Raw genomic sequence first — 25,396 nt, forward strand, 5'->3', positions numbered from 1 at the left:
TCAAAAATCAGGTAGGAAAGCTACGTTTCCTACCCGATATTATACTATAAATCTTATATTTATACGTCTTTTCTAACTACGCGAACCCTGATAACATTGTCGATCTTAGAAATTTTCTTTACAAGTGCATCTGTAACCTTATCCTCAAGGTCAATGATAGTATATGCATAGTCTCCTCTAGATTTATTCGTCATATCTGAGATATTGTATCCGCTCTCACCAAGAACAGTTGTAAACTGGCTGATCATGTTAGCTACATTCTTGTGGTAGATAGCAATTCTAGGGCTATGGCAAACGCCCATATCACAGTTAGGGAAGTTAACAGAATTATTGATGTTTCCGTTTTCAAGGAAGTCCTTGAGCTCCAGAACAGCCTTTACTGCACAGTTATCTTCTGATTCTTCAGTAGAAGCACCAAGATGAGGGATAACAATACATCCGTCGTGGCCAGCAATAGTAGGATTTGGGAAATCAGTGACATACTTGCGGATTTTACCAGCATTGATACCTGCAAGAATATCAACTTCATTGCATAGAATATCTCTTGCAAGATTGATGATGATAACACCTTTTTTCATCTTAGCGATGGCGTCTGCATTTATCATTCCCTTAGTTGAATCCAAAGCAGGAACATGAATAGTAATAATGTCGCACTTAGAATAGATATCATCAACGTTTGTGACATGCTTAACATCAGATGACAATCTCCATGCAGCATCAATAGAAAGATATGGATCATAACCATAAACCTCCATACCAAGCTGTCTGGCAGCATTGGCAACTCTAACGCCTATAGCTCCAAGTCCGATAATACCAAGCTTCTTTCCAAAGATCTCAGTACCTGCGAATTTCTTTTTTGACTTCTCAGTGATCTTAGCGATATCCGGATCACCAGCATTTGCTTTAACCCATTCTGTTCCGCCGATGATATCTCTAGAAGCAATAAGCATTGCTGCAAGCACCATCTCTTTTACGCCATTAGCATTTGCTCCTGGAGTGTTAAAAACTGCAATTCCCTGCTCTGCGCATCTATCAAGAGGGATATTATTAACACCAGCACCAGCTCTTGCAATAGCAAGGAGTTTATCTGAAAACTCCATTTCAAGCATGTTTGCACTTCTAACCAGGATGCCATCAGCATCATCTACGTTGTCAACAGCTTCATACAGATCATTAAAGTTGTTAAGACCTATCTTTGCAATTGGATTCAAACATTTATATTTGTACATCAGCCATTCTCCTTTTCAAACTTATCCATGAATTCTACAAGCTTCTGAACGCCCTCGATTGGCATTGCATTGTAGATACTTGCTCTCATACCGCCTACTGTTCTGTGTCCCTTAAGTGATACAAAACCAGCCTTTGTAGCTTCAGCAATAAACTTAGCATTAAGTTCCTCACTGTCTGTAACAAATGGAACATTCATAAGTGAACGATCTTCTTTTCTTACTGTTCCCTTGAACATCTTGCTCTGATCAAGATAATCATATAAAACCTTGGCCTTAGCTTCATTTCTCTTCTTCATTTCTTCAAGGCCGCCTTGTTCTTTAAGCCACTTGAATACTAAGCCGCACATATAGATGCTCCAGCAGTTTGGTGTGTTATATAAAGAGCCGTTATCAGCCTGTGTTTTCCATTTGAGCATTGTAGGTGTATATGAAGGTACATCGTCAGTGATCAGATCTTCTCTGATGATACTGATAACAAGACCTGCAGGTCCGACGTTCTTCTGAACACCGCCATAGATAACGCCGTACTTAGTAACGTCTACCGGTTCTGAAAGGAAACAGGATGAAACATCAGAAACCAAGATATGGCCCTTTGTGTTAGGCAAAGTCTTAAACTTTGTTCCGTAAATTGTATTATTCTCGCAGATATATACATAATCTGAATCTTCTGGAATATCAAGATCCGAACAATCAGGGATATATGAGAATGTCTTATCAGCACTTGAAGCTACCTCAATGGCTTCTCCATACTTCTGTGCTTCCTGATAAGCTTTCTTAGCCCACTGGCCAGTGATGATATAGGCAGCCTTACCATTCTTCATAAGATTAAGTGGAACTGCAGCGAACTGCTGGCTGGCACCGCCCTGCAAAAAGAGGACTTTGTAGTTATCAGGAATATTCATAAGATCTCTGATATCCTGCTCAGCAGTCTGGATAACACTGTCAAAAGTCTTGGATCTGTGGCTCATCTCATTGATAGACATACCACATCCGTTGTAATCGAGCATTTCAGCAGCAGCTTTTTTTAATACCTCTTCTGGTAAAACTGCAGGACCAGCAGAAAAATTGTAAACTCTAGACACTTCTAAATCCTCCAATATAATTAAATTTTAATTCTTGGTTTTGACGAAAAATCAAGAATATACTTTATCGGTTTAAACCGATAAATATTTCTCATTAAAATCATTTTAATATGATTTTATTTTTTGTCAATAATGCAATTGTATAACCTTTGTTATTTTATATTTTTATTCATGTATAAGATTTGTTTGATTCAGATATTTAGCGGACATTTTTTAATACCACAGATTAATTTTAATCAATTTTAAAATAAAAAGCATCAATTTTTCTCTTAAAAAATGATTTATTTTTTATAATTTATCTTCAATTTTCTTTCAAAAAAAGTAGCAGATCAAATACGATCTGCTACTAGTTTTTTACATTTTTTAATTTATGTAAATCAATTTTCGATAAGTCTACCCCTTCATTTTTTTAATAATAAAGAAGTACCGGCGTACCAACTTCTACTACTTCCCACAATTTCTCGACGCTATCTAAAGGACAATTGATACATCCGTGAGAACCGTCTCTTTTATATATCTCATCACCAAACTTTGATCTCCAGGTTGCATCATGGATACCAACCCCCTTATGGACCCCGAGCCAGTAATTTACATAAGATACATAATCAACACCAATAAGATTTGTATGATATCTTTTGTTGTATACATTAAAAATACCTGTAGGAGTACCTCTGGATCTATTAACATTGCCGGTAACTATAGGCATATCCATTGAAAGCTCTCCATTGACATAATAATAAAGATGCTGCTCTCCCATATTGATCTCTATATATGTCTTTCCCAGAAGATCACTTGCGTCATATTCAATGACAGAATCAGAAGGTTCCAAAGTCACCGTTCTGTCTTCATAGAAACTTCCATGAAGATAAGAGCTTATCAGATCATCAAATTCACTCTGAATCTCAAATAACAATCCATCGCCCTTACTGTTATCCTTAACATAGATCATATTTGACTCGCCATTTCTGTACTTATCCATATAATAGGCAGTTCCATGATCCATAGAAATGCTCTTTAAGTAAGAATACATCTTACTTTCACTCAATATAACATTTCCATTTTCATCAAGAGCTATTCCATTATCAAATGTCACTTCTTCAGGAAAAGAACATTCTTCACCATTTATGATAAACAAACCTTTTCCCGGTTCCTTTTTAGAAGCTTTTTCTGATGCAGCAGCCTCATAAGTATCTTCAGTAACGATCCAATCTGCAACTACTCCTTTTGTAACATCAAAGTTCTCGCCTTCAACATCATAGCTAAGTCCACAATTCTGAAGAGCATCAACCTTCATGTAAAGGTCGTATACTTTTTGCTGTTCTTCATTAAGTCTATGAGATTTATAGCATCCTTCAATATCATAAAGGTATACTTCATCTTCTCTTTCCATCATAGAGAAATACACCGATTCAATTATCTCTTCCATCTGTGGAACAGCTTCAAGATCATTTTCTAAGATATAGCCATCATCTGACCTTATCAATGTTACATCAAGCTCAGAATCAGGCATAAAGATTTCCCAGTTAGCTATTTTGCCCGAAAGAAGCGATGTATCAAGGCTTACCTTCGGATCAAAGCTAGCTACTGGATTATGAAAGAAATAGTATCCCCATGCAAAAGGATTCTTTTTATCTAGAAATTCATTAAGGGAATCTGTAAAGTCTACCTGGTAATTTACGTCATCAGAAGAAACAAAAAGCTTAGTGCCATTTTTGTCTACGACAGAAATTCCATCATACTTATATTTGCGGCACAGCTCTCTGTTTACCTCTTCCACATTCTTGCCTGTACAATAAACTCCATTTATCCAGGTAAAACATGGAAATCCTTCCATATAGTAAAAACCAAGAAGTATGTATATGCCCGCAGTGAGAATTGTCACAATAAAAAGGCCAATACATACACCCTTTAATATACTTTTCATAATCCCCCCAACAGATTATAAATTTTTATTTTTTATTCTTAAGGTCGCCAGCATCAAATGCCTCACTTATAGAAGCTCCAGCTGGAACCATAGGAAATACTTTGTCATCTTCTTCAATATGACAGTCAATGACTACAGGGCAATTTGCCTTGATAGCCTTTTTAAGCGCAGCAGAAACCTCTGATTTCTTGGTAACCTTGATTGCCATACATCCAAGTCCCTCGGCAACCTTGCAGTAATCTACCTTATCTTCAAAGATTGTTTCTGAATAATGCTGTTCATAGAACAATGTCTGCCACTGTCTAACCATTCCAAGAACGTTGTTATTGATAACGATCTCGATAATAGGAAGGTTATACTTGGATGCGGTAGCCAGTTCGTTCATGTTCATTCTAAAGCATCCATCACCTGCTATATTAACACAAAGCTTGTCTTTGTTACCAGCTTTGGCGCCTATACATGCGCCAAGTCCATAGCCCATAGTACCAAGTCCGCCAGAAGTAAGGAACGTTCTAGGATATCTAAACTTATAATACTGGGCAGCCCACATCTGGTGCTGACCTACATCAGTAGAGATAATAGCTTTACCATCTGTAAGCTTATCAAGCTCTTCAATGATATAAGGGCATGTAAGCTTATCTGTCTCATATGAAAGCGGATATTTTTTCTTGTTTTCATAGATCTTTTTAAGCCACTCGCTATGATCAAGCTTATCTATCTTTTCAAGCTTTTTGTTTATATCAGCAAGGACCATTTTAAGGTCGCCAACGATTGAGAAGTTGGCTCGGACATTTTTATTGATCTCAGCTGCATCAATATCGATCTGTAAGATCTTAGCTTTAGAAGCAAATGTCTTTGTGTTTCCTGTAACTCTGTCTGAGAATCTGGCACCAAGTGTTATCAAAAGATCGCACTCACTTACACCAAAGTTAGAAGTTTTGGTACCATGCATACCTATCATTCCAGTGTACTTTTTGTCAGTACCATCAAAAGCTCCTTTACCCATCAAGGTATCGCATACTGGAGAATCAACCAGTTCAGCAAATTTCTTAAGTTCTGCTGAAGCTCCAGAAATAACTGCTCCACCACCAACATAGATAAAAGGTCTCTTTGAAGCCTTTATCATCTTTATAGCTGCATTTATATCGTCGCTTGTATACTTCTTTTCAGGCTTTTCATCAGCTATTGTCTCTTTTCTGTAATCACAGGTCTTGGCTGTAACGTCTTTTGTGATATCTACAAGTACAGGACCAGGTCTTCCGGTTCTTGCGATCTTAAAGGCCTTTCTAATAGTTGATGCAAGGTCTTTTACATCCTTTACGATATAACCATGCTTAGTAATAGGCATTGTAATACCTGCAATATCTACCTCCTGAAAAGAGTCTTTTCCCAAAAGAGGAAGATTGACATTACAGGTGATAGCTACCATAGGAACAGAATCCATGTAAGCTGTAGCAATACCTGTTACAAGGTTAGTTGAACCAGGGCCGCTTGTAGCCATACATACACCAACCTTACCAGTTGATCGGGCGTAGCCATCAGCTGCGTGAGCTGCCCCCTGCTCATGTGACGTCCTGATATGAAGGAAATCATCATGTTGTTTATAAAGTTCATCATAGATATTTAAGATTGTTCCGCCCGGGTAACCAAAAACTGTATCTACTTTCTGTTCCTTAAGGCATTCCAATACGATCTGTGCACCTGTTAACTGCATTTTTTCACACTCCTCAGAAAATAATATGTATTCAAATTACTTGGAAGATCCAGGAACCTCCAAAACAGCTCCTCTGTTACCACTTGTTACAAGCTCTCTGTATCTAGCAAGATATCCTGTTGTAACCTTTGGTTCTCTTGGCTGCCATTTCTCTCTTCTAGCCTTAAGCTCTTCATCTGAAACCTTAACATTAAGAGAATTATTTGGAATATCAATGCTGATGATATCGCCTTCCTCAATAAGAGCGATTGGTCCGCCTACAGCTGCTTCTGGAGAAACGTGTCCAATAGATGCACCGCGGCTTGCTCCTGAGAATCTGCCGTCAGTAATAAGAGCAACAGATGAGCCAAGTCCCATTCCAGCAATAGCTGATGTAGGATTAAGCATCTCTCTCATTCCAGGTCCACCCTTAGGTCCTTCATATCTGATAACAACAACGTCGCCAGCTACAATCTTGCCACCAAGTATAGCAGAGATAGCATCTTCCTCACAATCAAATACTCTAGCTGGTCCTTCGTGAACCATCATCTCAGGTACAACAGCCGACTTCTTGACAATACCTGTATCAGGAGCGATGTTACCCTTAAGTACAGCAATTCCGCCAGACTGCATGTAAGGATTTTCAATAGGTCTTATTACTTCAGGATTTAAGTTTCTAACTCCCTCAAGGTTTTCTTTGATAGTCTTACCTGTAACTGTTAAAAGAGATGTATCAAGAAGGTCCTTTTTAACAAGCTCTGACATAACAGCAAGTACGCCGCCTGCCTCATTAAGATCTTCCATGTATGTTGGACCTGCAGGTGCAAGATGGCAAAGGTTAGGAGTCTTATTTGACACCTCATTAGCAATTTCCATATTGATCTCAACTCCAGCCTCATGAGCGATAGCTGGTAAATGAAGCATTGTATTAGTTGAACAACCAAGAGCCATATCCATTGCAAGAGCATTCATGAATGCGCCCTTTGTCATGATATCCTTTGGTCTGATGTTCTTTTCAACAAGGTTCATGACTGCATAGCCGGCCTTCTTGGCAAGTCTGATACGTGCTGAATAAACAGCTGGAATAGTTCCATTTCCAGGAAGCCCCATACCAATTGTCTCTGTAAGGCAGTTCATAGAGTTAGCTGTGTACATACCTGAACATGAGCCACAGGTTGGGCAAGCCTTTTCTTCATATTCACAAAGCTTTTCATTAGTCATCTTACCTGCTGAGACAGCTCCAACTGCTTCAAACATAGATGACAGAGAAGTCTTGTGACCATCTACTCTTCCAGCCATCATAGGACCACCAGATACAAAAACGGTAGGAATATTGACTCTGGCAGCAGCCATCAAAAGACCTGGAACATTCTTGTCGCAGTTTGGAATGCAGACCATACCATCAAATGCATGAGCCTTAGCAAGACACTCAGTACTATCAGCAATAAGATCTCTTGTAACAAGAGAATACTTCATACCAATATGTCCCATGGCTATTCCATCACATACTGCAATAGCAGGAACAACAACCGGCATTCCGCCAGCTTCTGCAACGGCAAGCTTAACAGCCTCTGTGATCTTATCAAGATTCATGTGTCCAGGAACTATCTCATTATACGAACTCACAATACCGATAAGTGGTTTTCTTCTCTCTTCTTCAGTAAATCCCAAGGCATTAAACAAGCTTCTGTGTGGTGCCTGCTGTAAGCCTTCCATTACTCTGTCACTATTCATAGCCATTTTCATCTCCTCCTATTTCACATATAACACAAAATTGTCATTTTCATAGATCACGTGCATTGTCTTTAGGTAGTCCCAATCAATAGTCTCATAGGTCTGATAGAACTTCCAAAAATCTTCCCCACTATAATTCGGAGTAAACATATCTTTATCCAAAATAACCATGTCTGCGTCAAACACATCGGTCTTTTGGCAATCAATATCCCATCCAAACTTAAGTAGATATTGCTGTTCACAATCAAGAACTGCAGGAATCTCTCTTTTTCTAACATCTGCTATATAAAGCGTGTTAAAAACATCGTTTTCTCTTTCTCCAAGCTGACAACTAAAGTTAGGACTAAAGAATCTGAAAAGGAATACGATCAAGATAGCAAGAACCGGAATGTAAACGCCAATTCCTGAATACCAGGCATCATGTCTTTGTACCCTTTCTGTCTCCCTGGATAAAGTTATTTCATCAACGTTTCCGCTTTTTTCCTTGTTATAAAGCCTTATAGATACATTGATGAGTCTTTCAAGTGCACTGCATACACATATAGTTACAAGGAAGCACATGTAACTAAAAACTCTAAGGTATGGCAGTTTGTGCTGTAAAATCAAGATAATGAACACAAATGCAAAATTCACAACAGCAATAATATTTATCACTGTTCTACTATAATCAAAATGTCTGATGCACTCATATATCATGCATGCAATACCGGCAAAGATAAATATGGTAATGACATTTTCAATGCCCGGGATCATGTAAGCCAAAAGGCTCCAAATCCATCCAAAGTACCTGCTCCAGAAAACATCTTTTGCAAGACTCTGGATATAAGGCTGTGAAAGCATATAGTTGATACCTGTCCGCATAGCAGACATAGGTGCACGTACCAGTACAAGCACATGTGACCAGCCAAAGAACATTGATCCTTCAGTCTTAACCAAAAGATTAGATCCAATAGCTAGCCAGATAACTCCGTAAAGGATAAAGGTCACAAAGGCTGCTCCAATTCCAGCCATTACTAGACTGCTTAGCTTCTTGTAATAGATGTTATCCTTAAAATCAATGTACAAGCCTCTGCTTTTGTACGCATTTATCAAAAGATATATGACGCCAGAAAGTCCAACAGGCACAACCCAATATACACTACTAGGCACAGTATAAAGCCCCAGTACCATAAATGAAGCAAGGGAGACGTAATGAAATCTTCCCTTACTGCCATTTTTACAGATTTTGGTCAGTGTATAGACAGATAAAAGAAAACATGTTGTTGCAAGAGTGTATCCTCTTCCCTGAACGCTGTACTCATTTATTACCTGCATTCCAGAATATAAAAGAACAGCTGCAAAAGGAAGTCCGTGTGAGTAAAACATCTTGCATATCCTATATACAAGTATCAGATTAGATACAGCACACAGATATGACACTCCTCTAAGACCAATATATGAATTTCCAAGCAGATCCAAAAAACCAGATAATACAGAATAACCGACATGGTTATTAGGAAGTGGCCAGTGAATAGCCCCATAAACAGGACCTTTGCTAATAAAAGTGTAATAGGTATAAAGCTCATCATACTGAGGTGTTATGGCAAACATCCTCCAAATGTAATAGATAGCCATACCAAAGATAAATAGCGTTGTAGCCATGGTCTCCGGTTCATGTGGAAGAAGGTCATATATTTTCTTTTCACTTTTACTTACAAACGATTCGTTTAACAAGCAGATCTCCCATTTCGTGGCATGAAGCCAAAGTCAATTTTTCTTTTTCTTCTGATGGCATTAGATCAATTGTTCTATAGCCATCCTTTAAAACAGTTTTTACCGCATCTTCTATTGCAGTAGCTTCTTTATCAAGGTCAAATGAATATCTAAGCATCATAGCAGCTGAAAGAACTGTTGCAATAGGATTAGCAATGTCTTTTCCTGCAATATCAGGAGCACTACCATGGCTAGGCTCATAAAGTCCAAATTTAGTATCATTAAGTGACGCACTAGAAAGCATTCCTATTGATCCAGTGATCATGCTAGCTTCGTCAGAAAGAATATCTCCAAACATATTCTCTGTAAGAACCACATCAAACTGAGATGGCTCTTTTACCAGCTGCATAGCACAGTTATCTACCAGCATGTGCTCTAATGTCACATCTTCATAATTCTTATGTACCTCTTCTACAACCTTTCTCCAAAGCCTTGAAGAATCAAGCACATTAGCTTTATCAACGCTGATAACAGATTTTCTGCGCTTTCTTGCGATTTCAAATGCTTTTATGGCAATCCTTCTGATCTCACTCTCTTTATAAGTCAAAGTATCAGTGGCAACCATTTCACCATCTATATCCTTGGTGTATCTATCTCCAAAATATAATCCACCAGTAAGTTCGCGCATAATAAGCATATCAAAGCCTTTATTTGCAGCCTCTTCTCTTAAAGGGCATGAATCCTTAAGTTCCGGATATAAATAGGCAGGTCTGAGATTAGCAAAAAGATTAAGTTCCTTACGAAGCTTTAAAAGACCAGCCTCAGGGCGAAGTGATGGTTCAAGCTTGTACCAAGGAGATGTGCTTGTATTACCACCAATAGATCCCATAAGAACAGCATCTGCTGACTTAGCAATACTAATAGCTTCATCTGTAAGAGGTACACCGTAAGCATCAATAGAACATCCGCCCATTAAGATATCTTTATATTCAATCTCATGTCCAAATTCCTTACAGACTTTATCGAGACACTTCTTAGCTTCTCTAACGATCTCTGGTCCAATTCCGTCACCGGCAATGCAAGCAATATTTAATTTCATACCATCCTCCCTAATCTAGCCGTATAAACAATAAGCCTAGTTAGGCGCACCCTAACCAGGCTTAAAAAAGCATAATTATTTCTTCTTAGAATCCTTTGCATCCTGCTTGTCATTAGCAGTTGCAACAGCATCCTCAGGCTTCTCAACTTCAACGATTGCTTCTTTGATCATAGGAATACGGCAGTTCTTGTTGTTACCAAACTCAACGATAACCATATCATCGTTGATATCGATAACTGTTCCGATCATACCGCCAGTTGTACGAACGCTATCGCCAACTGCAAGAGCTGCTAAAACCTGAGCTTTCTGTTTCTGCTCTTTTCTATTTGGACGCATGAACAAAAAGTAAATAGCAACCATAAATACTGCATAAACAAGCAAAGTTGTGATAAATGCTGATGTGGAGCCTGTAGCTTCAGTAGTTAAAAATAGTCCCATATAATCCTCCAAAACTTTTTGTAGTATATACCAATCAATAATACTAGAAAGAATCCCTAAATTCAAGGGTGCAATATTAACCTTTACGCCAATTTCTAGCAATATTATAGCCGTCATTTACTGGTATAGAGTCATATTCCAAGAATCCATCAAGTTTTCTCTTCTTATAAGCTGAATATTCGCCCTTTTCAATAGCATCTCTGATCTCTATCATCATGTGATTATAGAAATATAGATTATGCAAAACGCAAAGGCGAAGTCCCAGCATCTCCCCTGACTTAAGAAGATGTCTGATATATGCCTTGGAATACCTGCGGCAAGCAGGACATCCGCATCCCTCTTCAATAGGGCTGTCATCAAGCTCATATCTGGCGTTTAACAGATTGATGTGTCCCTTATTAGTATAAAGATGACCATGTCTGCCATTTCTACTAGGGTATACGCAGTCAAAGAAATCAACGCCTCTTTCAACTGCTTCAAGAATATTAGCTGGTGTTCCTACACCCATAAGGTATGTTGGCTTATTCTCAGGAAGGTAAGGAACTGTAGTCTCCAATACATGGTACATTTCCTCATGACTTTCACCAACTGCAAGTCCGCCAACAGCGTAGCCATCAAGATCAAGCTCACTTATTCTCTTGGCATGCTCAATTCTGATATCATCAAAGATTGCTCCCTGATTGATTCCAAAAAGCATCTGATTCTTATTGACCGTATATTCAAGGCCATTAAGTCTATCCATCTCTTTTTTGCAGCGCTCAAGCCATCTGGTAGTTCTATCTACAGACATCTGAACATATTCATGCTCAGCCTTGGCAGATGGGCACTCATCAAAAGCCATGGCAATGGTAGAACCAAGATGAGACTGGATCCTCATACTCTCTTCCGGGCCCATGAACAGCTTGTGTCCGTCAATATGTGAATGGAAATAAACTCCCTCTTCCTTGATACGTCTGGTCTTGGCAAGAGAAAAGACCTGAAATCCGCCCGAATCAGTCAAAATAGGTTTGTTACAAGACATAAACTTGTGAAGTCCGCCCATTTTATAGACTACGTCGTCTCCCGGTCTCAAATGCAAATGATAAGTATTAGAAAGAACGACCTGAGTATCGATTCCCTCAAGGTCTTCCGTAGAAACGCCACCTTTGATTGCTGCAACTGTCGCTACATTCATGAATACAGGAGTTTGTATCTTGCCATGAACTGTAGTAAACTCTGCTCTTTTGGCATTTCCATCTTTTTTTAAAATTTGTACATAAAAATCCTCTGTTACTCTACATAAGTGCTCCAGAACTCTTCCAGGCAGATATTATTTTCTGCCATAACGGTAGCTGCGTCAACCCCAACATACCTAAAGTGCCAAGGCTCATACTCAATACTGGTGATATCTTCCTTGCCTGCAGGATATCTTAAGATAAATCCATATTTATAGCTGTTAGCTGCAAGCCACTGTCCAGCTCTAGTATTAGCAAAGCCCTCATCAAGGCTAGAATAACCATCGCTTATGATATCTATCGCAAGTCCAATCTGATGCTCTGATGATCCAGGAACCGTAACAGCCTGAGATGCCAAATTGTAAGCCTCCATATATGACATGCCACCATTCATGTATCTTCCAACCTTGTTGGTAAAAAGCATTGTCTGTCTATCCATATCTCTATAAGGAGAACAGATAATAAGACTAACACCGTCTGAACTGGCTGCTCTCATCATATCAAGAAGCGGAGTAATAATTCTCTCATCACATCTCATGGTTCCACTAATAGTTCCAAGAGGAAATTCATAGTCATCAGGAATAGGATGATGCTTGTTTACCAGGATGATCTTCCAGTCATCACTGCTAAAGGTTGTTGCAACCATAGATGCAGCTAGAGGAACCTCCTGATTCTCATCTATCTTTGTATCATCTTCAGCTGTTGTAGCAAGAATCTCAGATAATGATACCTGACTATCTGGATTCATATGCTCCGCCTCAGTTACATCAGGGTTATCACTTTCCATAGCTTCAACAATAAGCGCCTGATCAACTTCACCGATAACAGCAAGCTCAGCATCAGATTCATAATCAATAGCGTCACTGACCACATCTGCAGAATCAGTAGAATACTCTTCTGCAGATAATCCTGAATCAAAGCTGATATTTAATGACATTGCTGGATATGAAAAACTACTACTAGAAACAAAGAACAACAAGATACAAGCAAGACAAGTAAATCTCTTAATATTTCTGTAGAAATAAAACATCACATTGTATGTTGTGATGGCACAAACAGCATAAGCAAGGCCTAGAAAAGACAAAGCCTTATGTTTTCTATTAAATTTCTGAACTCTGTTAACTATCTTCTCTTTATAAGACAGTTTAAGCTGTAAACTACTAGCATTCATATCGAAACCCCTCATTTTCTCGATATTTAGCCTAAAACTACAAAATCACAATATATATTATATAACTTTTTCACAGTATTTTCACTATTTTTGCAAATAAAACTGTTTTATGTAATCCGATCTTGATGACATATTAGATATCATCTGGTCGAGAACTGTAATGGCACACATTGCTTCCACCACTACTACAGCCCTTGGAACTACAACAGGGTCATGACGGCCATGAATATTGATTTCAATATTCTCATTGTCTTTATTAACAGTACTCTGACTTCTTGCGATACTAGGGGTTGGTTTAACATGAGCTCTTAATACGATCTCGCTTCCATCTGAGATCCCGCCAAGGATTCCCCCGGCATGATTTGTCTTTTTTACGACTTTTCCTGTACTGTCATCTATAGCAAAAGAATCATTATTTTCAGAGCCCTTGCGTCCTGAAACCAAAACGCCATCACCGATCTCAATAGCCTTGACTGCTCCAACACTCATTACAGCCAGACTCAAAGCAGCATCAAGCTTATCAAAAACAGGATCGCCAATTCCAGCTGGTACGCCATTAATTCTGCATTCAATAACGCCGCCGACAGAATCCTGCTCCTCTCTGCATTTCATGATATAGTCCATAGCTTTTTTATCAGCCTCTCTATCAGGCATAGCTGAAGGTGATTCGTAAATGCTATTTCTTTCAAATTTAGCCATATCAGCTTCTATAGGACCAATAGACTTGGTATAAGCCATAACATCAACGCCCATCTCAGATAAAAGCTTCATGCAGATAGCTCCGGCAGCAACTCTTCCGATTGTCTCTCTGCCAGATGATCGTCCACCACCTCTGTAATCTCTAAAGCCGTACTTCTCATCAAAAGTGTAATCAGCATGTCCCGGTCTGTAATAAGACGCAATATCACTATAATCTCCTGAGTGCTGATTTGTATTTCTTACCAAAAGAGATATTGGTGTACCAGTAGTCTTACCTTCAAATACACCAGACAAGATTTCTACCTTATCATCCTCTTTTCTGGATGTTGTGGCACTAGATGTACCAGGTTTTCTTCTATCCAGAAATTTCTGAATATCCTCACCGCACAATTCCATACCTGCAGGAAAGCCATCTATGACTACTCCAAGTGCTTCTCCATGGGATTCTCCCCAGGTTGTTATCTTTATGTTTTTTCCAAATGTAGAGCCTGACATAGTTTCTCCTCCAAGTCTTATTCTCCTAATTTTCGCACGTTAATGAAAAAAAGTGAATACTTAGACAAAAAAAATGTGGCATTAAGCCACATTTTTTAAGATCAATCATCAAGTTTATGGAAGATAATGCAGTTTGGTCTTGTGACATTAAGCTCAGGTCCATTCATGACCATTGTTCCCTTATCCATATCAACTGTGAAGAATGTAAGAGAATCTGACTCATGATTAAGAGAAACAAGGTGCTTGTTGTCTGGGAAAAGAGCTGCATCCTTAGGATACTCACCAGCAACAGGAAGCTGGATCTTCTGAGTGATAAGTCCAGTCTCACTATCAACTTTAAATACTAATACGTTGTTCTCGCCAGCTGTTGAACTAACAAGATACTTGTAGTCCTGTGAGAAATTAAGTGCGCTGCTTGCAACACCGATTGAATCAGCTTCTTCTGAAGTAGATACTGACTGGATCTTATTAAATTCAGGATCACCATTTTTCTCAGTATACTCATAAACTTCTACTGCACACTTCTGCTCAAGGCAAACATAGAGGAATCTGCCATCCTTTGAGAACTGCATATGTCTAGGTGAAGACTCCTGGTCACAATGGATAACATCTGCATCCTTGATCTTACCTGTCTCGAAATCAAGTGAATAAACATTGATTCTATCCATACCAAGGTCAGCAGCCAAAAGATATTTATTATCCTTAGATACCTTAATACACTGAACATGTGGAACGTGATTACGTCCTGCAGCAGTTCCAAGTCCCTTATGGTATCTCTCATCAGTTATCTCACCGATGCTACCGTCTTTATTGAGCTTAAGGATTGTGATCTTGCCATCATGATATCCAGCAGTGAAAAGATAATTGTCCTGCTGATCCATGTTTACATAGCAGCCACGCATACCATTTATAGACGCTTCATTAAGAAATTCCAGGCTTCCATCAGGAAGAATGTGATAAGCCTCCACTCCGGCATCTGTAATAGAATACAATGTCTTATTATCATGAGAAATATTAATATATGATGAGTTAGTGATCTCAACCTTCTGTTTCTCAGTAAGTCTGCCATTCTTGAGATCTACATCATAAATTCTAATGCCATATTTAGTGCCAAGTCCTGAAGTGTAGCTAGACACATAGGCTACATACTTGTCTTTTCCAGCCATCTAACGCATGCCTCCTAGAAATTACTACTATTTTTTCTCATTTTATCACAATAAATGCAAACTTTAAATATATCTGGAAAACTTCCACCTTCACTTTCTAAATAAAAAGAAGTTTCGTAAATTAAAGGGTAAGTTTTGGAAAAAATAATTGACAGTAGTTTTTTGTCATTTACAATTAAAGGGATTGTTAAATTCTACATATTAATAGGAGTTAAAAATGGGCAAAGATCTGATAACACTTAAGAATATTTGTAAAGCCTATGATGGGACTACAATTTTAGATGATTTAAATCTGTCTATATATGAAAATTCGTTTGTAACACTGCTAGGTCCTAGTGGATGTGGTAAAACTACTACCCTCAGGATCATTGGCGGTTTTGAAAAGCCTGACAAAGGTCAGGTTATTTTTGATGGACAGGATATTACGGATCTTGCTCCAAATAAAAGGCAGCTTAATACTGTATTCCAGAAGTATGCTCTTTTCACACATATGAGCGTTGCTGAAAATATCGCCTTTGGACTTAAGATAAAGAATAAGTCTGATAACTACATTAAGGATAAGATCAAATATGCACTTAAGCTTGTTAATCTCGAGGGCTACGAAAACAGAAGTCCCGAATCTTTATCAGGTGGCCAGCAGCAAAGGATCGCTATTGCCAGAGCTATCGTAAATGAGCCAAAGGTTCTTTTACTTGATGAACCACTTGGTGCTCTTGACCTTAAAATGCGTCAGGACATGCAGTATGAGCTTAAAAGGCTTAAGGAAGAGCTTGGTATTACATTTATCTATGTAACACATGATCAGGAAGAAGCTCTTACTATGTCTGATCATATTGTAGTCATGAATCAGGGCTACATTCAGCAGGAAGGATCTCCAGAGACCATCTATAATGAGCCTGAGAATGCCTTTGTTGCAGATTTTATCGGTGATAGCAACATTATCCGCTCTACCATGATAAGGGATGAGCTTGTAGAAATTCTTGGAGCCAAGTTTGCATGTGTAGATAAGGGCTTTGGAAACAATAAACCTGTAGATGTTGTTATCAGACCTGAGGATATTGAACTTGTAGCTCCAGAAGATGGCACATTAACAGGTGTAGTTACTGACCTTACATTTAAGGGTGTTCACTATGAGATGGACGTTGAAACCTGTGGCAGAGAACTTTTAGTTCATTCAACCAAGCTCTCCGCTGTTGGAACAAAGGTTGGCATAAAGGTAGATCCATTTAATATTCAGATCATGAATGTTCCTGTTTCTGAGGACGAGGAGGCTATCAGTGAAACTGTTTAAATCCAATAGTTCAGCCGGACTTTTGTCTGCTCCATACATGGCCTGGGCACTGATCTTCATCTTAGTACCTCTTGGAATGGTCTTCTACTATGGACTTACAAACGATAGCGGCTCTTTTACATTAGAAAATATCACAACCATTGCTAAGCCAGGATACCTTAAAGCTCTTATAAGGTCCCTTAGGCTTGCTGTTATCAGCACTTTTGTTTGCTTCATTTTGGCATACCCGCTTGGAATGATACTTTCATCCATGAAGCTATCAAAAAACACTTATATAGTTACTTTGTTCATCCTCCCTATGTGGATGAACTTCCTCTTAAGAACTCTTACATGGATGACTCTTTTAGAGGGAAAAGGTGTTATCAACACAGTACTTGAGTTCTTTCACCTTCCTACTATAAATGTGATAAATACAGGTGCTGCCATTGTTCTTGGTATGGTCTATAACTTTTTACCATTTATGATCCTGCCAATATACAATTCACTAAATAAGATCGATGAAAACGTAATCAATGCAGCAAGAGACCTTGGAGCAAATACTCTTCAGACTTTCCTTAAGATCACTCTTCCGCTGTCTCTTCCAGGTATCCTTAGCGGAATCACAATGGTATTCATTCCAGCCCTTACGACTTTCGCTATTTCTACCATGCTTGGAGGCTCCAAGATACTGCTTATCGGTAACATCATCGAGCAGGAATTCACCCAGCTCTATGACTGGCACCTTGGAAGTGGCTTATCGATAGTGCTTATGGTATTTATCATCCTTAACATGATAATCGAGACAATATTTGATAAAGGAGGTAATGCCTGATGAAGAATGTATTAAAAAAGCTTTATCTTGCCCTTCTTTTGATATTTATGTACGCTCCAATCATTACACTTATAGTACTTTCATTTAACTCTAGTAAATCAAGAGCTAAATGGGGCGGATTTACACTTAACTGGTATATAAACCTCTTATCAGATGAGGCTGTAGCTGGAGCACTTATAAATACACTTACTATAGCAATACTAGCTACTATTTTTTCAACAATAATCGGTACTGTTACTAGTATTGCTATGATAGGCCTTAATACAAAGCTGCGCTCTTTTATCATGGGCATAACAAATATCCCAATGATTAATGCTGATATCGTAACAGGTATCTCTTTGATGCTCCTTTTTCGATTTCTTCATATCGGAACCGGCTTCACTACTATTCTTTTGGCACATATTACCTTCAACATTCCATTTGTAATGCTAAGTATCATGCCAAGAATAAAGAACATGAACTTCTACGTTTATGAAGCAGCACTAGACCTTGGTGCTTCTCCTGTTTACGCATTTACTAAGACCATTTTGCCTGACCTTGTTCCTGGAATTGTATCTGGTGCACTTATGGCCTTTACTATGTCCCTTGATGACTTCATTATCACTTACTTTACCAAGGGATCAGGTTTTGAAACTCTTTCAACACTCATCTATAACGAGGTTAAAAGAGGCATACAGCCTGAAATATACGCTCTGTCAGCCATCATATTTGTTGTAGTATTGACACTTCTTATGATCGTTTATAGAGTACCTTCTTCAAAAACAAAGGAAAAAGCTAATGAAAAATAAACCTCTTTCAATAATTCTTTGTCTGCTACTCGTATGCTTTTGCATATGTGGATGTACTGAAAATGATAAGGCAACTAATAAAAAAGCAAAACTATACGTATATAACTGGGGCGAATATATTGACGATGAAGTAATAGATAAATTCGAAGAAGAAACCGGAATCGATGTTGTCTACGATATGTTTGAAACCAATGAGATCATGTATGCCAAGCTTGCTCAGGATGATTCAGCCTATGATGTCATCTGCCCTTCAGACTACATGATACAAAAGCTTATAGAAAATGATCTTATTCAGGAACTTAACTTTGATCATATTCCAAACAGCAAGAACATTGGTGCTCAATACTATGAATCCTCAAGATCTTTTGACCCTGAAAACAAATACTCTGTTCCATATTGCTGGGGAACTGTAGGAATTCTTTACAACAAGACAATGGTAGATGAAACCGTTGATAGCTGGGATATTCTTTGGAATCCTAAGTATTCAGGTCAGATCCTCATGCAAGATTCAGTTAGAGATGCGTATATGGTAGCTCTCCTTAAAAATGGCTACTCACAAAACACCAAAAATCCTGATGAAATTGCAGTTGCAACAAAAGACCTTATAGCTCAAAAGCCCCTTGTTCAGGCATATGTTGTTGATCAGGTCCGTGATAAGATGATCGGCGGCGAAGCTGCACTAGGAGTTATCTATTCTGGTGAAGCTATCTACACAGCCAGAGAAAATGATGACCTCGTATATGTAGTACCCAAGGAAGGAACCAATGTTTGGATTGATTCCTGGGTTATTACAAAGGGATCAAAAAATAAAGAAAATGCAGAAAAATGGATAGACTTTATGTGCCGTGGTGATATAGCTCTTCAAAACTTTGAGTACATCACCTACTCTACTCCAAATACAATTGCCCAGGAAAACATTGAGGATGAAGACATCAAAAACTCTAAAGTAGCGTTTCCTGACCTATCAGAATTCCCGTCAGAATCCTATCAGTACCTTGGTCAGGACGGTGACCGACTCTACAACGACGCCTGGATGGAGGTTAAATCAGCCGATTACTGATTTGTGGAGTGGCCACCCGGAAGGTTGTGGTACCGGACGCTTTGCTGTATAGGACCGATTCCTTCGCTTGGTATTTTTTTCAGGATACATTAAACATTCAAAAACCCTGCAAAGATTTATTTCATGTTATTCAAAACATAAATCTTTGCAGGGTTATTTTCATGTTATGTATCAGCTGAAAAAAATAAATCGCTCAGGGAATATGTCCTATACAGTAAAGCTGTTTGGACTATAATCTTTCGAATTACCAGTTCTTATAGATTCCGTTTACACAAATGCCAGCATAACCGTTTGCTATCATTACTGCTTTATCTGACTCTGAAATCTTAGGGTAATAGATGGTTGATGGAGCAACGATAACAAAATAGTTACTGCCATTATTTGTAACGGAAGTGATGCCAAAGGTGCCCATGTTGCCATTGCCGTTGCTGATTGAGAAGGACGCCATGGCAATTCCCTGATCATTATAGAGCATTGCAACATTTCCCTGTTTCATCAAGGTTCCTGTCTTCCCTCCAGCAATTCCAACTGGAATGGACTGATACTGAGGAACAATATTCTGAACATAAACTTCTATACAGTCATGTACGTCTCCACTTTCAAGTTTTGCATCATTTACATAAAAATGGAAAAATACATTCTTAACTGTCTCGTCTGGGCCGATATGAACTACCATATACTCAGATCCAGCTCTATAAGTACATTCAATATATGTACCGTCACTAGTATGATCACCAACGAAGTAAGTATAGTTATAATCACTTCTAAACCATACTTTCTTGCTCTCTCCTGCATTTATGGACATCACAGTATCGCCAAAATCAAAGCAGTCCACATCACTATATGCCTCTACCTTAGCAGGAATCAAAAGCATAATTGCAAGAACAAAAGCAAATACTATACAAATATATTTCTCTACTTTTCTTAACATGCTAATACCTCCATTAACACATCATATTCATCCTTAGGTACCATCATTTTAATTCCATCTATATGTAATTTCACGTAAAGTTTCCCTAAATATCCTTAACTTTTTGTTACCTGTCATCCAAAACCTTTCGCGGATTATTTGAGGCTTCGCCTGAGGGGCGCCCTGCCTCTGCCTAGTTCAGCCCAGTGGGGCCGCCAGCCTAAAGTTTGTTTTTGAGAATCTCTGAGGATTTTTCTGTGTTCATGAGCGTCATTTTTCTTACTTTAAATTGAGTTTTTGAAACACTGTCTGAGTCTTTGATGCCATTTTTGCTGTAAAGTTTTGTTTTGCCCTCATCAAAAAAACGATACTTTTCTATGTGCTCATGCAGCTTTTGTTTTAATACGCATGCTCTTGCTAAACGCAAACCGCATGCGTTTCAAAAGCTGCTTATGAGCACAAGAAAATGGCGTTTTTTTGACAATCGTTCAAACCCAAAACTTTACAACCAAAAATGTGCCTCAAAGACGAGTTTGTTTCAAAGAATTTAAAGTAAGAAATATAATGCCATGAACATAAAAATCCAAAGGATGAACAAAAATAAACTTTAGGCTGGCGGCCCCACTGGGCTGAACTAGGCAGAGGCAGGGCGCCCCCAGGCGAAGCCTCAAATAATCCCAGCCAAGAAGTTATAATGACAGGTAGTCAACAAAAAGGTTATTGTTTCTGGTGGAAACTTTGGCGTTTGCACCCATTACTACAGGAAGCATTGGATCGATGTGACCGATGTCGGCGTCCATTATGATTGGAACGTTGAAATCTTTGAGTATTTCGGTAACTGCGTTATATTGGTCTACTCCCATCATGTTCTGACCAAATGATGTGCATGGTCTACCTATCACAAAGCCTTTCGCGTTAGTAAACCAGCCGGCTTCTCTGAGGTTCCAGAGAGCTCGTCTATAGCTCATTGGTGTAAGGTCGCAGGCTTCAAGAACCCAGATTACATCTTGGTTCTTTTCGTTAAAAGATTTCATGTTATCAAAGCGTGTTCCAACAAGGTTTGCAAGAACATCAAGACATCCACCAAGAAGAATTCCTTCGAAGGATACTTCTGCATCTTTTGATAGTTTATTAGCTTTGCCATTCTCGCAGCTATATATAACTAATTCTTTTTCTGCGTTATATTCATAGGTCCAGTCGTAATAGAAATCTGCCTTTGGAGGCTCAGACTCATTATCATCATCTGTTTCAAAGGCAACCTTTTCATAGCCACTAAAAGAAGTCTTTGTTCCCTCCAGAAGCGCAAATGAATCTTCTTCTGTCCCTTCCCATTTCTTGGCAAATCCAGAAATGCAAGGTCCATAAATTCCCATAACTCCAGTCATGGTAACAAGTGGAAAGATAAAGTTTGTATTATCAGAATAGCCAATAAACCACTTTGGTGGGTAGTTTTTAAGCTCATTAAAATCAACATGAGTAATGGTTTCATTCATGAGCTCACCTCCGCCAGCAGAGATAATGGCGTTTATATCATCTCTTTTATAAAACTCCATAAGCTCAGAAGCTGCAACCTTTGGATCAGTACTGATACCAATGCCATCACCAAGTCTAGCTGTCTTACCTTCAAGTATCTTATAGCCTCTTTCCTTTATCTTATCCAAAGAGACATCTATCATTGTACTGTAAGGCTCTGTTGCCGCACCAAAAGAAGGTGCTGTTATTCCTATTACATCTCCTTTTTTGATTGAAACAGGTCTTTTTATCAATTATAAATTCCTCCAAAATCACTTAGCCGCGTCAGCCAGCTTAGAATATGACTTTCTATAATGTCTGTTCATCTTGTAACAATCAAGAAGTGAAAGGTAATGACCCTCTCCATGGCGCATAACAGCAGTGTGAGCAATGCAGCCCTTATCAAGGACTATAGCAACTGCCATAGCTTCATCCTCAGTTGGTCCAAAGCAATATGCTCCATCATTTAAACAAAAGGCTACATTTGCATTTTTCTTTATATGATGGAAGCTGTGGCCGTCCTTACCATGCTCATTACTAGGCACCTTAATGCTATAACCGATAAGCTGTGCAAAGTCATCAAGAAGCGGTCTCATATGATTTGCTCTTCTTGAAACTGTCATAACAGCTTCTGATTTATTTTGGATAATGTACTTAACATCCGGTCTCTTGGCATAGATTGCCTCATGTATCTCTTTTACCCTCTTAGGAGTATCAGCCACGTCATAGACAATATTTCCATCTTCCAAATGACTGTTAAATCCAACCTCAACGCCGTGGTGCATATCAGTTTTGCAAACATCGATAAGGAAATTATTGCAGGCAACCTCCATCTTCTCAGCCTCGTAGATAGCTTCTTTAGAATTCTTACCAAGGCAGACAGTTCCATGATTTGCCATTATAAAACCATTGCAGTCAGTATATTTTCTTAGTACCTTTTCTACATTCTCAGCAAGCTTATCTGTTCCAGGAAGCGCATAAGCTGCCACAGGAATAGTAAGATCTTCATCATCAAAATATGTAAATATAGACTTCTGACCAAGTGTTCCTGCACATGAAGCATATACCTGATGTGTATGAACGATAAACTCTACGTCACTTCTGACTTTATAACAAACAGCATGAACCTTAAGTTCACTTGAAGGTTTAACATCTCCTTCATAAGAAAGATCGTCGATATTAACCTGAACGATCATCTCTGGTACAAGATCTTCGTATCTGATACCGCTTGGAGTAATAAGAAAGCTCTTTTCATCTACTCTGCAGCTAATGTTTCCCCATGTCCTTACTAAAAGACCTATTTCATGAAGCTCTCTTGAGACTTCTATAATGTGCTTTTTTGCTTCTAGTATTTCTTCCCCATTATGTAGCATTAAATCAAAACTCCTTCAAAACATTTATCTTATTTGTCCATTTCCTGTGATCTGATATTTGTAAGATGTCAGTTCTTTAAGTCCCATTGGTCCCCTTGCATGGAGCTTCTGTGTACTTATACCGATCTCAGCACCAAAACCAAACTCAAAACCATCAGTAAATCTAGTGGACGCATTAACATAGACACATGCAGCATCAACTCTTTTTAAGAATTTCTTTGCTGCATCTTTATTCTCAGTAATGATCGACTCTGAATGACCAGTATTATACTTGTTGATATGGTCAATTGCTTCATCAACATCACTTACTGTCTTTACTGAAATAATATAATCAAGATATTCCTTGTAAAAATCATCTTCTGTTGCAGGAACTGCCCCATCAAGATTCTCAATGCTTTCCTTATCAGCCCTGATCTCAACTGAATGCTCCTTCATAGCTTTTTCAAATAATGGCAAAAAGCTATCCTTGATGTCCTTATGAACAATAAGAGATTCTGCAGCATTACAGACTCCAATCCTCTGAGTCTTGGCATTTACGATGATAGGAATAGCCTTTTCGAAATCAGCATCCTTATCAACATAGATGTGACAATTACCTGTGCCAGTCTCAATAACAGGGATAGTTGAATTCTCAACAACAGCTCTGATAAGACCTGCACTTCCTCTAGGGATCAGGACGTCAACATAGTCATTCATCTGCATGAACTTAGTAGTAACCTGTCTGTCAGTGTTTTCAATAAGCTGCACAGCATCAGGCTCAATATTCAAACTTCTAAGGGAATTCCTGATTGAATTCGTGATAGCGATATTACTGTTGATAGCGTCACTACCACCTTTAAGAATTACTGCGTTACCTGCTTTAAATGTAAGAGCAAAAGCGTCCGCAGTAACATTTGGACGTGATTCATAAATGATACCAATTACACCTAAAGGCACTCTAACCTTACTTATCTTAAGACCATTAGGTCTTTTGAAGCTTTCCATTACTTCGCCGATAGGATCCTCAAGGGCGCAAACTTCCCTAATGCCCTCTGCCATTGCTTCTATACGCTTTTCATCAAGCTTAAGCCTGTCAAGCATGCCCTGATGCATTCCCGAAAGCTTACCCTCTTCATAATCAGCGTTATTGGCATCCAAAATAGTCTTGGTGTCCTTAATAAGGCCATCCGCCACCTTTAAAAGAGCCTTGTTCTTCTCTTTAGTCGTTAAGTCCTGTACCTTATATTTTGCCTCTTTAGCTCTTCTGCAAATTTCTATAAGTTCCATACCATTCCTCCTGTTTGCACAAGTAGTATTTACTTATCTCAAATAGCCCTTACAGAATAATACCACATACAGAGCCTAAAACACTACTCTTTTCCAATGCTTCTAGGAGAAATTACATGCAAATTTTTGTTTAAAATTCACAGTTTCTAATACTTCCAAACCTTCGCAAAATCAATTACTCTCAGTGATAACTTGTAAAACAGGGATATCATGAGCATCCGCTGGAATACGATCTACCATCTGAAGTTCAAAAGCCAAGGCTATAGTCTTTATCAGTGGATACTTTGAAAGGAACCTGTCGTAATAACCTCCCTTATATCCAATCCTGTTGCCCTGTCTGTCAAAAGCAACACCAGGAACAACTATAAGGGTCTTTAGCATATCTTTTGGCACATCGAATATCTCAGCATTCTCATGGTACAGCGGCTCTCTAATTCCGTAATAGCCCTCTTTAAGATCATAAGGACTATCGATTCTTATAAACTCCATTACACCGTTTTCTATATCCGTGCATTTGGGGCAAAAGACACTTTTTCCGCTTTTAAGAGCATCAGCAATAATTCCATCTGTAATGACTTCACTTCTCATAGAAGCATAAATAAGGATATTTTCTGCATTTTTATATTCATAAGCAGAAATAAGCTTATTAGCAATACCCTTACTCTTATCAGATATTTCTTGAGAAGTAAGGCTATCTCTTTTTGAAATTATTTCTTTTCGGATCATGTCTTTGCTATTCATCTAAGCCC

General features: G+C 38.6%; 19 protein-coding genes and 1 pseudogene. 3 read left to right on the forward strand and 17 right to left on the reverse strand.

Features of this window, described 5'->3' with window-relative positions:
• Positions 1-59: 59 nt before the first annotated feature.
• The 12 genes from bhn_RS07870 to bhn_RS07925 all read right to left on the reverse strand — a co-directional run bounded on the left by bhn_RS07870 (position 60) and on the right by bhn_RS07925 (position 15,636).
• Entirely contained in the window at positions 60-1,229 is a 1,170-nt protein-coding gene (locus bhn_RS07870) for a phosphoglycerate dehydrogenase (RefSeq protein ID WP_071176178.1), read from the reverse strand.
• Complete coding sequence (serC, locus tag bhn_RS07875; protein ID WP_071176179.1) at positions 1,229-2,311, reverse strand: 3-phosphoserine/phosphohydroxythreonine transaminase; 1,083 nt, start codon at positions 2,309-2,311, stop codon at positions 1,229-1,231. The genes bhn_RS07870 and serC overlap by 1 nt, the downstream gene beginning before the upstream one ends.
• Positions 2,312-2,720: 409 nt before the next feature.
• Positions 2,721-4,235 (reverse strand): L,D-transpeptidase, encoded by a 1,515-nt coding sequence (locus tag bhn_RS07880; protein WP_071176180.1) that lies wholly within the window; start codon positions 4,233-4,235, stop codon positions 2,721-2,723.
• Positions 4,236-4,260: 25 nt separating this feature from the next.
• Positions 4,261-5,949, reverse strand: coding sequence for a biosynthetic-type acetolactate synthase large subunit (gene ilvB, locus bhn_RS07885; RefSeq protein ID WP_071176181.1), 1,689 nt, complete (start codon positions 5,947-5,949; stop codon positions 4,261-4,263).
• A 36-nt stretch (positions 5,950-5,985) separates the two neighbouring features.
• Positions 5,986-7,662 (reverse strand): dihydroxy-acid dehydratase, encoded by a 1,677-nt coding sequence (gene ilvD, locus bhn_RS07890; protein ID WP_071177474.1) that lies wholly within the window; start codon positions 7,660-7,662, stop codon positions 5,986-5,988.
• 18 nt (positions 7,663-7,680) lie between these two features.
• Positions 7,681-9,375, reverse strand: coding sequence for a glycosyltransferase family 39 protein (locus bhn_RS07895; RefSeq protein WP_071176182.1), 1,695 nt, complete (start codon positions 9,373-9,375; stop codon positions 7,681-7,683).
• Complete coding sequence (gene leuB, locus bhn_RS07900) at positions 9,350-10,453, reverse strand: 3-isopropylmalate dehydrogenase (RefSeq protein ID WP_071176183.1); 1,104 nt, start codon at positions 10,451-10,453, stop codon at positions 9,350-9,352. The genes bhn_RS07895 and leuB overlap by 26 nt, the downstream gene beginning before the upstream one ends.
• 75 nt (positions 10,454-10,528) lie before the next feature.
• The gene (yajC, locus tag bhn_RS07905; RefSeq protein ID WP_071176184.1) at positions 10,529-10,891 is read right to left on the reverse strand and encodes a preprotein translocase subunit YajC; all 363 of its coding nucleotides are present in this window, start codon (positions 10,889-10,891) and stop codon (positions 10,529-10,531) included.
• Between the two features lie 76 nt (positions 10,892-10,967).
• Positions 10,968-12,182, reverse strand: coding sequence for a tRNA guanosine(34) transglycosylase Tgt (gene tgt, locus bhn_RS07910; RefSeq protein WP_071176185.1), 1,215 nt, complete (start codon positions 12,180-12,182; stop codon positions 10,968-10,970).
• Positions 12,161-13,276, reverse strand: coding sequence for a M15 family metallopeptidase (locus tag bhn_RS07915; protein ID WP_071176186.1), 1,116 nt, complete (start codon positions 13,274-13,276; stop codon positions 12,161-12,163). The genes tgt and bhn_RS07915 overlap by 22 nt, the downstream gene beginning before the upstream one ends.
• Before the next feature lie 84 nt (positions 13,277-13,360).
• Positions 13,361-14,470 (reverse strand): chorismate synthase, encoded by a 1,110-nt coding sequence (aroC, locus tag bhn_RS07920; protein ID WP_071176187.1) that lies wholly within the window; start codon positions 14,468-14,470, stop codon positions 13,361-13,363.
• 101 nt (positions 14,471-14,571) lie between these two features.
• Positions 14,572-15,636 carry a lactonase family protein gene (locus bhn_RS07925; protein ID WP_071176188.1) on the reverse strand — a complete coding sequence of 355 codons (1,065 nt, stop codon included), beginning with the start codon at positions 15,634-15,636 and terminating at the stop codon, positions 14,572-14,574.
• A gap of 217 nt (positions 15,637-15,853) precedes the next feature.
• Between bhn_RS07925 and bhn_RS07930 the strand changes: the two genes are divergently transcribed.
• The 3 genes and pseudogenes from bhn_RS07930 (at position 15,854) to bhn_RS16100 (ending at position 19,586) form a co-directional block, all read left to right on the forward strand.
• A complete protein-coding gene (locus bhn_RS07930) occupies positions 15,854-16,927 on the forward strand; it encodes an ABC transporter ATP-binding protein (RefSeq protein WP_071176189.1) in 1,074 nt (357 codons plus the stop codon).
• Between the two features lie 37 nt (positions 16,928-16,964).
• Positions 16,965-17,738, forward strand: a complete 774-nt coding sequence (locus bhn_RS07935) for an ABC transporter permease (protein ID WP_071177475.1) — start codon at positions 16,965-16,967, stop codon at positions 17,736-17,738.
• Positions 17,738-19,586: pseudogene (locus bhn_RS16100) on the forward strand (extracellular solute-binding protein). The gene bhn_RS07935 and the pseudogene bhn_RS16100 overlap by 1 nt, the downstream one beginning before the upstream one ends.
• Positions 19,587-19,830: 244 nt before the next feature.
• On the opposite strand, the gene bhn_RS07950 reads toward bhn_RS16100, so the two are convergent.
• The 5 genes from bhn_RS07950 to bhn_RS07970 form a co-directional block, all read right to left on the reverse strand.
• Entirely contained in the window at positions 19,831-20,517 is a 687-nt protein-coding gene (locus bhn_RS07950; protein WP_071176192.1) for a hypothetical protein, read from the reverse strand.
• A 668-nt stretch (positions 20,518-21,185) separates the two neighbouring features.
• Positions 21,186-22,262: a S66 family peptidase gene (locus tag bhn_RS07955; protein ID WP_083385841.1), complete on the reverse strand. Its 1,077-nt coding sequence runs from the start codon at positions 22,260-22,262 to the stop codon at positions 21,186-21,188.
• A gap of 18 nt (positions 22,263-22,280) precedes the next feature.
• Positions 22,281-23,381 (reverse strand): class II aldolase/adducin family protein, encoded by a 1,101-nt coding sequence (locus bhn_RS07960; protein WP_071176193.1) that lies wholly within the window; start codon positions 23,379-23,381, stop codon positions 22,281-22,283.
• Positions 23,382-23,405: 24 nt separating this feature from the next.
• On the reverse strand, positions 23,406-24,647 hold the full coding sequence (locus bhn_RS07965) for a glutamate-5-semialdehyde dehydrogenase (RefSeq protein WP_071176194.1): 1,242 nt from the start codon (positions 24,645-24,647) through the stop codon (positions 23,406-23,408).
• A 171-nt stretch (positions 24,648-24,818) separates the two neighbouring features.
• Positions 24,819-25,388: a 5-formyltetrahydrofolate cyclo-ligase gene (locus bhn_RS07970; protein ID WP_071176195.1), complete on the reverse strand. Its 570-nt coding sequence runs from the start codon at positions 25,386-25,388 to the stop codon at positions 24,819-24,821.
• Positions 25,389-25,396 lie beyond the last annotated feature (8 nt).

It is taken from the genome of Butyrivibrio hungatei, from assembly GCF_001858005.1.
Taxonomy (GTDB): Bacteria; Bacillota; Clostridia; order Lachnospirales; family Lachnospiraceae; genus Butyrivibrio; species Butyrivibrio hungatei.

What these genes read in the sequence shown, in the direction of transcription:
- bhn_RS07870 (WP_071176178.1), bottom strand. Translation starts at nt 1,229, where the DNA reads ATGTACAAATATAAATGTTTGAATCCAATTGCAAAGATAGGTCTTAAC.
- bhn_RS07880 (WP_071176180.1), bottom strand. Translation starts at nt 4,235, where the DNA reads ATGAAAAGTATATTAAAGGGTGTATGTATTGGCCTTTTTATTGTGACA.
- ilvB (WP_071176181.1), bottom strand. Translation starts at nt 5,949, where the DNA reads ATGCAGTTAACAGGTGCACAGATCGTATTGGAATGCCTTAAGGAACAG.
- ilvD (WP_071177474.1), bottom strand. Translation starts at nt 7,662, where the DNA reads ATGAATAGTGACAGAGTAATGGAAGGCTTACAGCAGGCACCACACAGA.
- leuB (WP_071176183.1), bottom strand. Translation starts at nt 10,453, where the DNA reads ATGAAATTAAATATTGCTTGCATTGCCGGTGACGGAATTGGACCAGAG.
- yajC (WP_071176184.1), bottom strand. Translation starts at nt 10,891, where the DNA reads ATGGGACTATTTTTAACTACTGAAGCTACAGGCTCCACATCAGCATTT.
- bhn_RS07915 (WP_071176186.1), bottom strand. Translation starts at nt 13,276, where the DNA reads ATGAATGCTAGTAGTTTACAGCTTAAACTGTCTTATAAAGAGAAGATA.
- aroC (WP_071176187.1), bottom strand. Translation starts at nt 14,470, where the DNA reads ATGTCAGGCTCTACATTTGGAAAAAACATAAAGATAACAACCTGGGGA.
- bhn_RS07925 (WP_071176188.1), bottom strand. Translation starts at nt 15,636, where the DNA reads ATGGCTGGAAAAGACAAGTATGTAGCCTATGTGTCTAGCTACACTTCA.
- bhn_RS07930 (WP_071176189.1), top strand. Translation starts at nt 15,854, where the DNA reads ATGGGCAAAGATCTGATAACACTTAAGAATATTTGTAAAGCCTATGAT.
- bhn_RS07935 (WP_071177475.1), top strand. Translation starts at nt 16,965, where the DNA reads ATGGCCTGGGCACTGATCTTCATCTTAGTACCTCTTGGAATGGTCTTC.
- bhn_RS07950 (WP_071176192.1), bottom strand. Translation starts at nt 20,517, where the DNA reads ATGTTAAGAAAAGTAGAGAAATATATTTGTATAGTATTTGCTTTTGTT.
- bhn_RS07960 (WP_071176193.1), bottom strand. Translation starts at nt 23,381, where the DNA reads ATGCTACATAATGGGGAAGAAATACTAGAAGCAAAAAAGCACATTATA.
- bhn_RS07965 (WP_071176194.1), bottom strand. Translation starts at nt 24,647, where the DNA reads ATGGAACTTATAGAAATTTGCAGAAGAGCTAAAGAGGCAAAATATAAG.
- bhn_RS07970 (WP_071176195.1), bottom strand. Translation starts at nt 25,388, where the DNA reads ATGAATAGCAAAGACATGATCCGAAAAGAAATAATTTCAAAAAGAGAT.